The sequence below is a fragment of the Parafrankia sp. FMc2 genome, assembly GCF_041008525.1.
Taxonomy (GTDB): domain Bacteria; phylum Actinomycetota; class Actinomycetes; order Frankiales; family Frankiaceae; genus Parafrankia.
Window position 1 is genome coordinate 26,510 of sequence record NZ_JBFLUG010000071.1, and the last position, 13,808, is coordinate 40,317.

Sequence of the window (13,808 nt, forward strand, 5' to 3'; positions counted from 1 at the left end):
CGCCGTGGCTAGGTCGTCCAGCGCACGACGGTGAGTTCGTCCGCGGGGGCGACGACCAGGCCGTTGCCCCCGCAGGACGGGCACGGGTCCAGGCGGGCACCGCCGTAGTCGTGGCCGCAGGCGAAGCAGCGCAGCCGGTCCGGCGCGTGCTCCCAGGTCAGGGCGGTGGCCTCCAGGGGGGTTCCGACCGCGGCGGCGTGCCACGCGGCGGAGGCCGAAGCGATGTCGACGCCGGTCGCGGCGGCGAGAACCACGGTGAGCACCGGTGTTCCCGCGCTCGCCTCGATGATGGCGCCGACCGCGGCACGGGCGAGGCCGGCCTCATGCATGTCCGGGTACCTGCACTTCCCATTCGGTGAGGACGGTGCGGGCGGCGTCCACCATCGCGTCCACGCGGGAGGCGAGGAGGACGCTCAGGCCCCAGCGGTCGGTGATCGATTCGGGGACGACGCCCACCAGGGCGACGTGCCGGGGCGCGCAGCCGGCGAGCTCGGTGGCCGCAAGGGCGTCGACGAGACCGATGTCGTGCGCGGTGGCCCGCACACCGTGGCCGCGCCGGACGTCCCCGTCGGGAATGACCACCAGGTCGCCGGGTCTGCCGTGGGCGGTGGCGACCGCGTCCAGGATGAGTACGGCCCGGCGGCCGGCCAGGTAGGGCATGAGCATCAGCCCGAGGGTGCCGCCGTCGAGGACGTCGACGCCCGGCAGCGCCGCGGAGGCGAGCCGCCGGGCGGCGACCACGCCGACGCCGTCGTCGCCGAGCAGCTCGTTGCCGATGCCCAGCACCAGGACGGGGGCGTCCGGGCCGTCGGCGTCCGAGACGGCCTCGCGCAGCACGGCCGCGCCGGCGGACGCCCAGCCAGTTCCGCCCAGCCCGCCCGCCTCGGCTGCCTCTGTGGTCTCTCGGGGGCCGGTCGTGGCCGTCACGTGTGGTCCTTGGGGAGGAACTTGTTGCCGGAGAAGATGGACGTCATGACGCCGGTGCCCTCCACCCGGTCGACGAGGATGGCGCTGTACAGGTGATGGATCATGAACCCCCAGGTCAGCCACATGATCAGGTGGTGGATGAGGCGCAGCGTCGGCAGTGGGACGATGTGCAGCAGCCAGCCGGTGAGCCAGGAGGCCCAGCCCGTCCCCTCGACGCCCCACAGCACCAGGCCGGTCACGATCTCGACGCCGAACATCGTGTACAGCACGCAGTAGGTGAGCCCGGCGAGCGGGTTGTGGCCGACGACCGGGGGCGCCTCCCGGGTCAGGAACATGTAGAAGCGCAGGGAGGGGATGATCTGGCCGAGCCGCTCCCGGGTGCTGGGTATCCACTCCGTCCACCGCGACCAGGGGTTCGGCGAGCGCAGGTGCCAGCAGAGCCGGGCGAAGATCAACGCGATGAACAGGTACGCGGTGATCTTGTGGATGGTCCGTGTCCAGGACATCCAGTAGACGCCGCCGCCCGGGTCGATGACCGGGGTGCCGATCAGGAAGCCGGTGACGGACAGCGCGACGAGGTCCAGCACGAGCAGCCAGTGGATGAGCCGGACCGGCAGGTCCCAGACCCGGACCCGGACGAACGGCGCGGGCCCGCCGGCGGCGGCCCCGTGAACCGCGGGCTCGGTACCGGCGGGCTCGGCACCGGCAGGCTCGTGGTCGGCGGGCTCGTGGGCGGCGGGGCCGTCGGTGGCGGGCGCGGGGACGGTCACTGGACCCGGACCTGGATGATGTCGTTGCCGTCGGCGTCGTAGAGGTGCGCCGCGCAGGCCATGCAGGGGTCGAAGGAGTGCAGGGTGCGCAGGATCTCCAGCGGCCGCTGCGGGTCGGCGACGGGCGTGCCGACCAGGGACGCCTCGTAGGCGCCCGGGTTCCCGTCCGCGTCGCGGGGGCTGGCGTTCCAGGTGGTGGGCACCACGGCCTGGTAGTTGCGGATGCGGTCGCCCTCGATGACCACCCAGTGCGACAGCGCCCCGCGGGGTGCCTCGTGGAAGCCGACGCCGCGCAGGGTGCCGTCCGGCCAGGAGGTGGGGCGCCATCGGCCGGTGTCGGCGATGGCCAGGTCGCCGCTGGCGACGTTGTCGCGCAGTTCGGCGACGAGGTCCAGCGAGTGCTGGGCCATCAGCCGGGTTTCCAGGCCGCGGGCCAGCACCCGGCCCAGCGTCGACATCAGTGCCTCGGGTGGGAGGCGCAGGCGGTCCAGCGCCCCCTGCACGAGAGGGTGGATGCGGGCGTCGTTCAGGGAGTAGCCGACGAGCAGGCGGGCGAGCGGGCCCACCTCCACGGCCATGCCCTGGTAACGCGGGGCCTTCAGCCACGAGTACTTCCCGGCGACGTCCAGGTGCTCGAACGGCGGCTCCGGGCCGGTGTACTGCGGTTGCGTCTCGCCGAGCCAGGGCGGCAGCGCCGCGTCGGACTCCTCGTACCGGAACCACGAGTGCGCGACGGACTCGGCGATGCCCGCCGGGTCGAACGGCTCCACGGCCAGGCTCCCGTTGCGGATGACGCCGCCGGGGAAGAGGCCGTCCCGGGGCGGCCGGGCGACCCGTGGCGGGGACGCCGAGTAGTCACCGAACACCATGTAGGAGCCGAGGCCCCGGCCGTAGGACGTCCACTCGGGGTAGGCGCCGGCGATGGCCTCCAGGTCGGGCAGGAACACCTGCTCGACGAACTCGACGCCGCGCTGCAGGATCTGGGCGACCTCCTGCAGCGTGTTGGCGTTGATCGCGTCCTGGCTGTTCAGGTCGATCGGGGAGGCCATGCCGCCGACCACGTACGTCTGCGGATGCGGGTTCTTCCCGCCGAGCAGGGCGTGCACCCGCACGTAGTCCCGCTGGAAGTCGAGGGCGTCGAGGTAGTGGCTGAACGCGATCAGGTTCATCTCCGGGCTGAGCCGGTAGGCCGGGTGGCCCCAGTAGCCGTTGGTGAACGGGCCGATCTTCCCGCTTTCCAGGAAGACCCGCAGCCGGGTCTGCACCGCGGCGAACAGGCCGGCGGTGGACCGCGGGTAGTTAGAGATCGACTGGGCCAGCGCCGCCGCGCGCGTCGGGTCGGCTGCCAGTGCCGCCGTCGGGTCGACCCAGTCCAGCGCCTGCAGGTGGTAGAAGTGCACCACGTGGTCGTGCACGCTCAGGGACGCCGCGATGATGTCGCGCAGCAGTCGGGCGTTGCGCGGCGGGACGGCGCCGACCGCGTCCTCCACCGCCCGCACCGACGCCAGCGCGTGCACCGTGGTGCACACGCCGCAGATCCGCTGCGCGAACAGCCAGGCGTCCCGGGGGTCGCGGCCGGTCAGGATCGTCTCGATGCCGCGCCACATCGTGGACGACGCGTACGCCTCGGTGACCTGACCGCCGTCCACCTGCACCTCGACACGCAGGTGACCCTCGACCCGGGTCACCGGGTCGATGACAAGCCGACTCATTTCACCTCGCCCGTCTCTCTGCCGCCGTCGGTCTGACTGGATGGCACTGCCTTGCCTGATGGCGCTGCCTCGCTGGATGGCGCTGGGGCGTCGGCTGTCGTCCCGGTGTCGCTGGCACCGTCGCCATGGCTGTCGGCGTCGGCGTCGGTGTCGGTGTAGGCCGCCGGCCTCTCGGTGTCTTCCGCGAGGCGGTCCGCGGCCTGGCGCTCCCGGTGCGCGGCGACCCGGTGCTGGACGACCTTGCCGACTCCGTGCGCGGCGAAGCCGGTCGCCGTCGCCGCCAGCACGCCCACCCCGATCTGGTCGGCGGTGAGGTCGAGACCGGACGTCGCCACGTGCGGCAGTCGGTCGTAGAAGGGGGACATCGAATCCCAGAAGCTCGGCTCCGAACAGCCCACACACCCGTGCCCGGCCGCGACCGGCCAGGACGTCCCGCCGTTGAACCGCACGCTCGGGCAGTTGTGGAAGGTGCTCGGCCCCTTGCAGCCCAGCCGGTACAGGCACCAGCCTCTGCGGTGGCCCTCGTCCCCCCACTGTTCGGCGAACTGGCCCGCGTCGAAGTGGCCTCGCCGCTGGCAGGTGTCGTGGATGCGTTCCCCGTAGGCGAACAGCGGCCGGCTGAACCTGTCCCGCGCCGGGAACTCGCCGAAGGTCAGGAAATGCACGATGGTGGCGGTCAGATTGTCCGCGTTCACCGGGCAGCCGGTCAGGTTCACGACCGGGATGTCGCTGACGACGTCCTCGACCCGCACCGCCCCGGTCGGATTCGGCCCGGCCGCCGGAATGCCACCGAAGGCCGAACAGGTCCCGACGTTGATGATGCCCGCCGCACCCCGGACGGATTCACGCAGAATCTGTTCCGCCGACCGGCCGCCAACCGTGCACGACCCGGGAATACCGGTCGGGATGGAACCCTCGACGATCACGAGATGCCCGCCCTGGGACACCGCGTCGTCACGGGCCTTCTCCGCTGCCACTCCGGCCGCGGCCATCACCGTCTCGTGGTAGTCCAGCGAGATCATGCCCAGCAGCAGGTCCGCGACCGACGGGTTGCGTGAGCGCAGGAAAGCCTCGGTGTCACCGGCGCAGTCCTGGAACTCCAGCCAGATCACAGCGGGACGGTCGACGCTGTCCAGCGCGTAGGCGACCCGGGGCGCCATCTGGGCCGGCAGGGCGAGCGTCGCGGTGATTCCCGCGCAGAACTTCAGGAACGATCGCCGGTCGACCCCGGCGTCCGCGAGCCTCGCGGACAACGGACGGCCGGATTCGCGCGTCATTCGGGTGCCTCCCGCCCGGGACTTTCGCTAGTGCGGTCCTGTACGGCTGTCCTGTGTGACTTTCTGGCCGGCTTCCAGCCCGGCCGCCGGCGCCGCAGCGCATTGTGCGAGTGGACGTTAGTGCGCGCCGCGGCGCCAGACAGGAGCCTCATCGGATGCGGGCGGGAGTCCATCAGAGCCGAACCGCAGGGCCGGATGTCCCTTGTCGTCGCCGGGTCCACGGCGGAGACTGGTACGCCGAACCCCCCCCGCATCAACCATCCGGTCACCCGGCCGTGAAGCACCGCTCGACAAAGGGGGAGTGAGGCGCCGTGTGCCTCGGGATACCTGGCCGGATCGTCGCCACCGTCGACGTCGCCGGCCTGCTCATGGGCACCGTCGACTTCGACGGGATCACCCGCGAGGTCTGCCTGGCCTACGTGCCCGACGCGCGGATCGGCGACTACGTCATCGTCCACGTCGGCTTCGCCCTCAACCTGGTCGACGAGGTCGAGGCGCATCGCACCCTGGAGCTGCTCCGCTCGCTCGGCGACGTCCTGCAGGACGAACTCGCCCTGCCGGACTCGCTCCGGCCACGGAACGAGCTGCCGCCGTCCTCGTCCGGTGCTCGTGGTGGCGACTGCTAGGGTTCGGCCTGTGTCGGGGTTTCCCTTGAGTCGGCGCGACTTCGACGAGATCTACGGCCGGGTGCCCCGGCTGTGCGTCGAGGTCGTCATCTCCGGACCTGCCGGCGTGCTGCTGTCGCGGCGGGACATCGAGCCCTGCCTGGGGCAGTGGCATCTGCCGGGCGGCACGGTGTTCTTCGGCGAGTCGCTGACGGCGGCGGTGGCCCGGGTGGCCGCGCGCGAGCTGGGTGTCTCGGTCGCCGTCGGCGATCTCCTCGGCTACATCGAGTATCCGTTCATGGCGGCGGACGGGTACCGCGGCTGGCCGATCGGCATCGCCTTCGACGCGACGATCAGCAGCGGGCAGCCGGTCGGCAGCGCCGAGGGCAGCGAGACCGGCTGGTTCACCGAGATCCCGCCCGACACCATCCGCGAGCAGGCCGACTTCCTGAACCGGCTGGTCCGCGTCCCGTCCTGACGCCCGTTCCGAGGTGGAATGCTGTCGGGGGGCCCGCTCAGGGCAGCTCGACGCAGGTGGTCGACCGCCATCGTGCGCAGCCGGCGCAGCGCCCCGCCGGAGAGTGCGCCGACCCGCTGGTGGGCTGCCTCGCCCAGGTCGAAGCGCTCCAGGAGCTCGGTGGCCCGCGCCCGCGCGCCCGCGCGGCGGTGCGGCGGTGCGGCGGTGCGGCGGTGCGGCCCAGTTTCGTCAGCCGGCCGAACAGCACCAGGTTCTCGGTCGCTGTCAGGTTGTCGTCGAGGGCGGTGAACTGGCCGGTGACGCCGATGGCCCCGCGGACGAGCGCGGGCTGCTCGCGGACGTGGTGGCCGGCGACGGTGGCGACATGCCGCCTGCGCGGTCGCGCGGCCTCCTTCGCATGGGCATTTCCTCCGTGTCCGCGGGCACTACCGGCCGCACTGGCACTTTCGGGGGATCTTTCGGTCGCTATCGGATGTGGCGCAGATCTCGCCGGTGTGGGATTGCTCTGTGAGGCCGGAGGAGATGGAACGGGCCCGCCCGATCGTCGAGGCGTTTGCCGAGGACATGCTGGGCGGGCTGCGGCGGCGTGACCAGCGGGCGAAGGGCGAGCTGTACCTGCGCGGCCTGCTGCTGGACGGCAGGCGCAAGTCGATGCGTCCGATGGCGGATCGGCTCGCGGTCGACCACCAGTGTCTCCAGCAGTTCATCACCAGCTCGACCTGGGACCACCGGGACGTCCGCCGGCGACTGACCCGGTGGGCGGTCGGCGCCCTCGACCCGGTCGCGCTGGTGGTGGACGACAGCGGCTTCCCGAAGGACGGCCCGACCTCTCCCGGTGTCGCCCGGATGTACTCCTGCAAGCTGGGCAGGGTCGGGAACTGCCAGATCGGGGTGTCGGCGCACGCGGTGACCGACAAGATGTCGGCGGCGCTGAACTGGCGGCTCTTTCTGCCCCCCTCGTGGGACGACACCGCCCTGGGAGATCCCGGCCAGATCGCGGTGGCCCGGGCCCGGCGGGCGCAGGCCGCGATCCCGGACGACCAGCGGCACCAGGAGAAATGGCGACTCGCGCTGGACATGCTCGACGAGCTGCGCGGGTGGGGGATGCCCGTCCGTCCGGTCGTCGCGGACGCCACCTACGGGGACGTGACAGCCTTCCGGCGGGGGCTCGCCGAGCGGGGTGTCCCCTACGTCGTGGCGGTCACACCGACCGTCACCGCGCAGGCGGCCGACACGGCGCCGGCGGCGCATCCGGACAGCGGGCGGCCAGTGCCCGCGACGTCCCACGCCGAGCCGCCGTGGGACCTGCGCACCCTGGTGATGACCAGCGGCTGGCCCGACGGCCGGTTCGTGCCCTGGCGGGCCGGCATGCAGCTGGGCCCGGTCGAGGTCACCGGCACCGGGCAGCGGCGCTCCCGCTTCCTCGCGCTGCGGATCCGTACCCCCTCACCCGAGCAGGGGCCACCGGAATGCTGGCTGCTGGCCGAGTGGCCACCCGGCACACCCGAACCCAGTGACTACTGGCTGTCGACACTGCCCGCTGGCGCCGAGCTGCGCGAGCTGATCCATCTCGCCCGGATCCGGTCGCGGATCGTGCACGACTACCGTGAACTGCGCGATGCGCTCGGCCTGGACCACTTCGAGGGCCGGTCGTGGACGGGCTGGCATCGCCACGTCACCCTCGTCAGCGTCGCCCAGGCGATCCGCACCCGCCTGCGCGCGAGCGAGTAGACAACCGGAACCTGCGGGGCGCCAACCCCCCGGGCGTGAATCTGCGGACACGCGGTGGGGCCCGCTCGGTGGGCTGCTTCACCCACCGAGCGGGCCCCAGGTCGGACGGTCGACGTCAGCTGCGGACGGTCGACGTCAGCTGCGGACGTAGGCGGCGACCGTCGGTCCCTCGTAGTTGGCCTCGACGCCCTCGGTGCTGCCGGGCACGCCGGCCTTCGGTCGAGCCAGGAAGCTTTCCCGAGAGGGCGAGATACCCGGCCTGGAGAAGTCAAGCGTGCCGGTCAGCCCATCGGTCTCGGCGGGGCTGATGGCAGCCTTCGCGGCGAGCACACCCTCCGGGGTGAGGTCGCCGTCCTCACACGCCTTCTGCAGGATCAGCTCCATGATCTTGGAGGATGAGTAGCCGGTGACGACGCTGTTCGACGGCTCGACGTTCGGGAACTTGTCCTTGTACGCCTTCAGCAGGTCGGCGGCCGGCGGCAGGCCGACACCGACGTTCGGGCCCACGAGGTAGAAGTTCTTGATCAGGGCGTCCCGGGCCGGCGTGTCGAGCAGAGTCGGGAAGAACGTCGGGGCGTTGCCGAGAAGCGGCACGTCGAGCCCGGCGCCGTTCGCCGCTGCGGCGGCACCCGCGGTCTGGCTGGGCTGGGTGGTCAGGATGATCGCCGTGACTCCCTCGGCGGCGAGCGCGGTGACCCGGGAGGTCATGTCCGGCTCGGCGGCGCCGATGCGCTGCTCGACGATGGTCATGCCGTGCTGTGCGGCGAAGAACTTGCTGCCCTCAAGCGCGTTGTTGCCGTACTCGCTGTCGTGGAAGATGTGGCCGATCTTGTCACCTTCCTTGATCCGCCCCTCCTCGAGCAGGTAGTCCAGGCCGTTGATCGTCTCGACGTCGTAGGTGGGGCCGGGAACCGCATAGCCGGGGCTCGCCGCGAGGTTCTTCGCCCAGGCGACCGGAATGCCGATCAGGCCGTCCTGCTCCAGCTCGGGAATGAGGGCGGTCGCCATCGGGGAACCGAGAACCTGGACGAATCCGAGGACGTCACCGGAGCTCTCCGCGTACTGCGTGACCGCGGTCTGCACGTTGTAGCCGTGGTCCTTGACGTCCAGCTCCACGGTGAACCGGCCGCAGATCTTCTCGCCCCGGTTCAGCTGGTCCCAGTAGATCCGCTGGCCTTCGGTGACATCCTTGCCGCTGGCCGCGTTCAGGCCGGTGAAGTCGGTCAGCACACCCAGGGTGATGACGTCGCCTTCGATGCCGGCCCCGGTCCGGACGGCGCCGGCGCCGGCGCCGTTCTCGGCCGGTGGCGTCTCGTCGTCGGACTTCGTGCTGCACGACGCGGTCGTGATGATCGCCGCCACCGCGGCGATCGCCGCGACCGGGCGCATCAGGCCGAATCGCCTGGTTCTCATACCGTGCATCCTGGTCCCCTTACTCGCGTTCACGTGATTGCCGGGAAAGACGCGCGCTGATCCCCATAGCGGCGCGGCCGGCGGGACATTCGGTCAGTTCGGGCAGGCCGGGTGGTTCGGGTTCGGGCAGGCCGGGAGGGCCGGGCGGTTCGGGAGAGCCGGGCCTGGTGGTTCGGAGGGCGCAGCGGTCGTCCGCCTGCCGTCAGGTGGGGGCCTGCCGGGAGGCGCGTCTGCTGCCTATCGCCTTCAGCCCGCGGGCGATTCCGGCCAGCCCGCTCGGCCAGAAGACAATCACCAGAATGACCGCCGCGCCGTACGCGTACCGGGCGGCCTCGGAATAGCTCACCCCGCCGGTTCCCGGCTCGGAAAGCCCCGGAATCGACTCTGCGTACTGCCTGAGCACGTAAGGCAGCGCGGTCACGAACGCAGCGCCGGCGCAGGCGCCGCCCACCGATCCCAGACCGCCGAGAACAATCATCGCCAGGTACTGGACGGAGATCTCGATCGCGAACGACTCCGGCGCCACACTGCCGATCGCCAGCGCGAACAGCACGCCGGACAGACCCGCGTACATCGAGGAGAGCAGGAACGCCCTCGCCCGGTAGGCGGTGACGTTCACGCCGTTCACCGACGCGGCGATCTCGCTGTCCCGCACCGCACGCAGCGCCCGGCCGGGACGTCCGTTCAGCGCCGCCCGCGCGAAAAGGTAGCACCCGACCGCCAGGACCAGGCCGAGGTACCACAGCCGCTCGAACTTCTCGAACTCCACATTGAGGACGTAGAGGTCTGGATCGGTGTCGTCGAAGGTGAACCCGAACAGTGAGAAGTCGGGCACGGTGCGCCCGTTGTGGCCGCCGCTGACCTCGCTGGCCGAGTTGAAGACGTGGATGCCGACGAACACCAGCCCGAGCGAGGCGATGCCGAGGTAGAGACCTTTCAGTCGGGCGCCGATCGGGCTGAAGAGAAGGCCGGCGAGACCCGAGATGCCGACTGCGAGGACCATGCCGACCAGCGGCGGCAGCCCGAGGCCGACATACGGGTGTGAACCGGAGTCGTTCGACTCGCCGGACAGCCAGCAGTAGCTGATTCCGCCGACGGCCAGAAAGAACGCGTGCCCCAGCGACAGCTGGCCGGTGGTGCCGACCAGGATGTTGAGGCCGATAGCACCGATCGCCGCACCGAAGACCGCGAAGCCGGTGCGTAGCCAGAACTCCTCCAGATAGAACGGCAGCACCGCCAGCACCGCGACGAACAGGATCAGCAGCAGGCTGCCCGTGGCCGGGCGGCGCAGCTGCAGGGCGCGGCGCGTGCCGGCCGCCGCGCCCGGCGCCCCGGTGCCCGGACCGGCCGCCGGTGAGCTCTGTGTCGTCGTGTCAGACACGGTGCAGCTCCTTCGTCCCGAACAGGCCGGCCGGCCGGACGACGAGCACCAGCATCATCACCACGTAGGGGACGACGATGCTGAAACCGCCGCCGAGGAAGGTCAGGCTGGAGCTGTAGCCGGCGAACAGCGACTCGGCGACACCCACGATCAGGCCGCCGGCCAGCGCTCCGGTTGTCGAGTCAAGACCGCCGAGGATGGCGGCGGGGAACGCGGCGAACGCGATCGTGCGCAGGTTCGGTTCGAGGCCGGGGGTGGGACTGCCGGTCAGGAACACGGCCGCGACCGCCGCGAGGCCACCGGCGATCAGCCAGGCGACCGCGCCGACCCGGGCCTGCCGGATGCCCATCAGGGCCGCGGCCTCCGGGTCCTCGGCCGCCGCGCGCAGCGCCACTCCCCAGCTGGTGAAGCGGAACGCGGCGAACAGCAGACCGATGAGAACGAACGCCACACCGATTGCGGTCAGCCGGTTCTCGCTGATGCTGACGTCGCCCAGGCGCACGACGTCGGCACCCCACGGCTGGCCGAGCGACATCACGCTGGAGCCGATCCGCCTGGTCAGATCGGTGGTGATGAGGACGTCCAGGCCCAGCGTCATGATTGTCAGAGAGGCCACGTGTGCGCTGCGGATCCGCGAGAACAGGATCTTCTCCGACGCGAGCGCGACCAGCGCGGTCACGGCGATGCCGATGGCGACGGCGGCAGCGAAGCCGACCGACGGCTCGACCCGGGCGATCACGTAGGCGCCGAGCAGCAGGAAGGCGCCGTGCGCGAAGTTCAGGATCTCGCTGGCCTTGTAGATGATGACGAAACCGAGCGCGATCAGGGCGTACAACGACCCGAGCGACAGGCCGTTGAGGAGGAACGACAGGAAGGTGGTCAAAGCGAGGGCTCTCCGGTCGGGGCGGGGCGTCGGCCGAGGCGTTCGTCGCGACTACGGGGACGGTGCGGGTGCGGGTGCCGGGGCGGCTCCGGTGCCCGTGTCGGTGCCGGTTCCAGCGCTGGTCTCGGTGCTGGTGCTGGTGCCGGTGCCGAGATAGGCGGCGATGACCGCCGGGTCGTTCTGGATCTGCGCCGGAGTGCCGTCGGCGATGAGCCGGCCGAAGTCGAGGACGCTGATCCGGTCGGCTACCGACATGATCATGGACATGTCGTGTTCGACCAGGAGAACGGTGATTCCGAGCGACGCGCGGACGGACAGCACGATCTCCGACATCCGCAGGGTCTCGGCCGCGTTCATGCCGGCGACGGGTTCGTCGAGCAGCAGCACCCGTGGCTCGGTCGCCAGCGCGCGGGCGACCTCGACCCGCTTGCGGTCGCCGTAGGAGAGGATGCCCAGCGGCCGGTCGAGGAGGTGCCCGAGGCCGACGAACTCCGCGATCTCGACGACCCGCGCCCGGTGCAGCCGCTGTTCCCGCACCGCCCACGGCAGTTTCAGCCCGGCGCCGACGAAACCGGCCCGGGTCAGCAGGTGCCGGCCGAGCATGATGTTCTCCTCGACCGACTCGCTCGGCGAGGCCGCCATGTTCTGGAACGCCCGCCCGACACCGAGGGCGGTGATCCGGTGCGGGCGCCGTCCGGTCAGCGTCGTCCCGCCGAGCCGCACACTGCCGGCCGACGCCCGGTACACCCCGGAGATGACGTTGAACAACGTTGACTTGCCGGCGCCGTTCGGCCCGATCACCGCGTGCACCGTGCCTGGCTCGGCGCGCAGCGACACCCCGGAGAGCGCGGTGAGCGCGCCGAACCGGACGGTGACGCTGTCGACCTCCAGCACGGCGACGTCCCCGTGCGCCGTGCGGGCCGGGCCGGCGTCGCCCCTGCTGCTCATGATCGTCACGGCCGGCCCGTTCCGGTCGCCGCTCCGGCGCCGAGCAGCCCGAAGCGCCCGCGCGCCGGCGGAGTCCAGCGGCTCAGCGTCGGCCGCGGGGCCAGGTTCCCCGCCGTGCCGACCTTCGCCCCCGTGGGGCTGGCCGCGCCCCCGCCGCCAGGCCCTCCCGGCCCGCCTGGTCGGTCCGGTCCGGCGGGCGTGTCGTGGTCCGTGCCGCCGGCGTGGCCCCGGCCGAGGTACAGCGAGGCGATGTCGTCGGAGGCGGCCAGCTCGGCAGCCGGGCCCGACAGCTCCACCCGCCCGAGCTCCAGGACATAGCCGTTGTCGGCGACGCCGAGCGCCATCGCGGCGTTCTGCTCGACGAGCATCACCGACGTGCCCTCCTGGTTGATCTGCCTGAGGACCTCGCCGATGTGGGTCACGATCTGCGGCGCCAGGCCGAGCGACGGCTCGTCCAGCAGCAGCAGCCGGGGGCCCGACATCAGCGCCCGGCCGATGGCGAGCATCTGCTGCTCGCCGCCGGAGAGCAGCGCGGCGCGTTGCCCGCTGCGCTCGGCGAGCCGGGGGAACATTCCGTAAACCTTTTCCCGGCGCTCGGCCCTGGTCGCGCGGCTGCGGACGGTTATCGCGCCCGCCTTGAGGTTCTCCTCGACGGACAGCCGCCCGAACACGCGGCGCCCCTCCGGGACGAGAACGACCCCGCGGTTGACGACGTCGGCCGGGTGCGCGTCCACCAGCGACCGCCCGCCGAAGGTGACCTGGCCTTTGTCGACCTTGGCCCGGTGGCGTTTCAGGGAGCCCGTGATAGCGCGCAGCAGCGTCGTCTTGCCTGCTCCGTTGCTACCGAGCACGGCGACTATCTCGCCGGTCCCAACGTGTAGGTCAATGTCCCGCAGAGCGCGAATGACCCCCGCGTAGGTGACCTGCAGGCCGCTGACGTCCAGCTCCAAAGCCGCCCTCCGTCGAAGTGTTGGCTGATGCGTATGACCGGGGCGTTCCGGCCCGAAAGAAAATGTTGTACAGGCGGCAGATCATGTATCCGTCCGACTCCGCGGCACAAGCGTTGCCGGCATTTTCTCGGGACTTTGTTAGGTTGCCGGGGCCCGGGGTCGGGAACCCGCCACCTGGCGGCCCCGTGGCCCGCCCACCGCCGGATAGCCGCGTTGCCCCGCTGTCGTGGCTGAAGCAGCCAGGGGCGGCCGCTCGGCCGCCGCTGCCTACCCATCCCACCGGAGTTCCGCGATCCGGTCGCCACGGTGTTGTGGCGATGCCGAGACGATCTCTCAGGAGTCATTCGGAGCAGGGGTATGCCGGCAGTTCGCGGCCGCCGCCGCGCCGTTCTGGGAAGGGTTGGTGGGCGCCGTCCCGGCGCGCCGCCGGAGTGGAAGGAGCGCCGGGCAGGGCCCCGAAGCGGCCGGAATGAAGTGCCCTCTTCTTGCTCGCGGGATCTCGCTGTGCTAGGCGGAGCGTCACATGTCGGGGTTCGCGGCCGTGGCGCGAAGCCTCAAGGGGCCGTTTTCAAGGGGGTCGTCAATGTGCGTGGCCGGGACGATGCCCAATACCAGGAACTTTAGGTTCGGGTTAGTACTGTGACGACCGAGGGTGGTGGTCCTGTGAGGTGTCTGTCGATCGGCTTCTTGGTGGGGAATGGGGTGCGGTTGGCCCGGCGGACGACGCGGGGGT

13 protein-coding genes are annotated in these 13,808 nt (G+C 71.3%); 3 read left to right on the forward strand and 10 right to left on the reverse strand.

All coding sequences use genetic code 11. The features are described 5' to 3' along the window. Nucleotides 1–8: 8 nt before the first annotated feature. From AB1460_RS22430 to AB1460_RS22450, 5 genes are read right to left on the reverse strand one after another with little or no spacing between them, the layout of a single operon-like run. On the reverse strand, nt 9–329 hold the full coding sequence (locus AB1460_RS22430) for a hydrogenase/urease maturation nickel metallochaperone HypA (RefSeq protein WP_368963871.1): 321 nt from the start codon (nt 327–329) through the stop codon (nt 9–11). Next, on the reverse strand, nt 322–927 hold the full coding sequence (locus AB1460_RS22435; protein WP_368963872.1) for a HyaD/HybD family hydrogenase maturation endopeptidase: 606 nt from the start codon (nt 925–927) through the stop codon (nt 322–324). Before AB1460_RS22435 ends, AB1460_RS22430 begins: the two co-directional genes overlap by 8 nt. Beyond that, on the reverse strand, nt 924–1,697 hold the full coding sequence (gene cybH, locus AB1460_RS22440) for a Ni/Fe-hydrogenase, b-type cytochrome subunit (protein WP_368963873.1): 774 nt from the start codon (nt 1,695–1,697) through the stop codon (nt 924–926). Before cybH ends, AB1460_RS22435 begins: the two co-directional genes overlap by 4 nt. Further along, entirely contained in the window at nt 1,694–3,409 is a 1,716-nt protein-coding gene (locus AB1460_RS22445) for a nickel-dependent hydrogenase large subunit (protein WP_368963875.1), read from the reverse strand. Before AB1460_RS22445 ends, cybH begins: the two co-directional genes overlap by 4 nt. Further along, nucleotides 3,406–4,686 carry a hydrogenase small subunit gene (locus AB1460_RS22450; protein WP_368963877.1) on the reverse strand — a complete coding sequence of 427 codons (1,281 nt, stop codon included), beginning with the start codon at nt 4,684–4,686 and terminating at the stop codon, nt 3,406–3,408. Before AB1460_RS22450 ends, AB1460_RS22445 begins: the two co-directional genes overlap by 4 nt. Nucleotides 4,687–4,997: 311 nt before the next feature. On the opposite strand from AB1460_RS22450, the gene AB1460_RS22455 reads away from it, so the two are divergent. The 3 genes from AB1460_RS22455 to AB1460_RS22465 all read left to right on the forward strand — a co-directional run bounded on the left by AB1460_RS22455 (nt 4,998) and on the right by AB1460_RS22465 (nt 7,500). Further along, a complete protein-coding gene (locus AB1460_RS22455) occupies nt 4,998–5,312 on the forward strand; it encodes a HypC/HybG/HupF family hydrogenase formation chaperone (protein ID WP_368963878.1) in 315 nt (104 codons plus the stop codon). A gap of 10 nt (nt 5,313–5,322) precedes the next feature. Next, nucleotides 5,323–5,769, forward strand: coding sequence for an NUDIX hydrolase (locus tag AB1460_RS22460; RefSeq protein WP_368963879.1), 447 nt, complete (start codon nt 5,323–5,325; stop codon nt 5,767–5,769). Between the two features lie 522 nt (nt 5,770–6,291). Further along, nucleotides 6,292–7,500, forward strand: coding sequence for an IS701 family transposase (locus AB1460_RS22465; RefSeq protein ID WP_420497340.1), 1,209 nt, complete (start codon nt 6,292–6,294; stop codon nt 7,498–7,500). A gap of 135 nt (nt 7,501–7,635) precedes the next feature. Here AB1460_RS22465 and AB1460_RS22470 read toward each other — a convergent pair whose 3' ends face one another. The 5 genes from AB1460_RS22470 to AB1460_RS22490 all read right to left on the reverse strand — a co-directional run bounded on the left by AB1460_RS22470 (nt 7,636) and on the right by AB1460_RS22490 (nt 13,075). After that, the gene (locus tag AB1460_RS22470) at nt 7,636–8,913 is read right to left on the reverse strand and encodes an ABC transporter substrate-binding protein (protein ID WP_368963882.1); all 1,278 of its coding nucleotides are present in this window, start codon (nt 8,911–8,913) and stop codon (nt 7,636–7,638) included. Nucleotides 8,914–9,115: 202 nt separating this feature from the next. Next, nucleotides 9,116–10,294, reverse strand: a complete 1,179-nt coding sequence (locus AB1460_RS22475) for a branched-chain amino acid ABC transporter permease (protein ID WP_368963883.1) — start codon at nt 10,292–10,294, stop codon at nt 9,116–9,118. Then, nucleotides 10,287–11,177 (reverse strand): branched-chain amino acid ABC transporter permease, encoded by an 891-nt coding sequence (locus tag AB1460_RS22480; RefSeq protein WP_368963884.1) that lies wholly within the window; start codon nt 11,175–11,177, stop codon nt 10,287–10,289. The genes AB1460_RS22475 and AB1460_RS22480 overlap by 8 nt, the downstream gene beginning before the upstream one ends. A 51-nt stretch (nt 11,178–11,228) precedes the next feature. After that, the gene (locus AB1460_RS22485; RefSeq protein WP_368963885.1) at nt 11,229–12,125 is read right to left on the reverse strand and encodes an ABC transporter ATP-binding protein; all 897 of its coding nucleotides are present in this window, start codon (nt 12,123–12,125) and stop codon (nt 11,229–11,231) included. A gap of 5 nt (nt 12,126–12,130) precedes the next feature. Further along, nucleotides 12,131–13,075, reverse strand: a complete 945-nt coding sequence (locus tag AB1460_RS22490) for an ABC transporter ATP-binding protein (protein ID WP_368963886.1) — start codon at nt 13,073–13,075, stop codon at nt 12,131–12,133. Nucleotides 13,076–13,808: the final 733 nt, after the last annotated feature.

Coding starts and splice junctions, on each gene's coding strand:
- AB1460_RS22470 (WP_368963882.1), bottom strand. CDS start 8,913: ATGAGAACCAGGCGATTCGGCCTGATGCGCCCGGTCGCGGCGATCGCC.
- AB1460_RS22430 (WP_368963871.1), bottom strand. CDS start 329: ATGCATGAGGCCGGCCTCGCCCGTGCCGCGGTCGGCGCCATCATCGAG.
- AB1460_RS22445 (WP_368963875.1), bottom strand. CDS start 3,409: ATGAGTCGGCTTGTCATCGACCCGGTGACCCGGGTCGAGGGTCACCTG.
- AB1460_RS22450 (WP_368963877.1), bottom strand. CDS start 4,686: ATGACGCGCGAATCCGGCCGTCCGTTGTCCGCGAGGCTCGCGGACGCC.
- AB1460_RS22465 (WP_420497340.1), top strand. CDS start 6,292: ATGGAACGGGCCCGCCCGATCGTCGAGGCGTTTGCCGAGGACATGCTG.
- AB1460_RS22485 (WP_368963885.1), bottom strand. CDS start 12,125: ATGAGCAGCAGGGGCGACGCCGGCCCGGCCCGCACGGCGCACGGGGAC.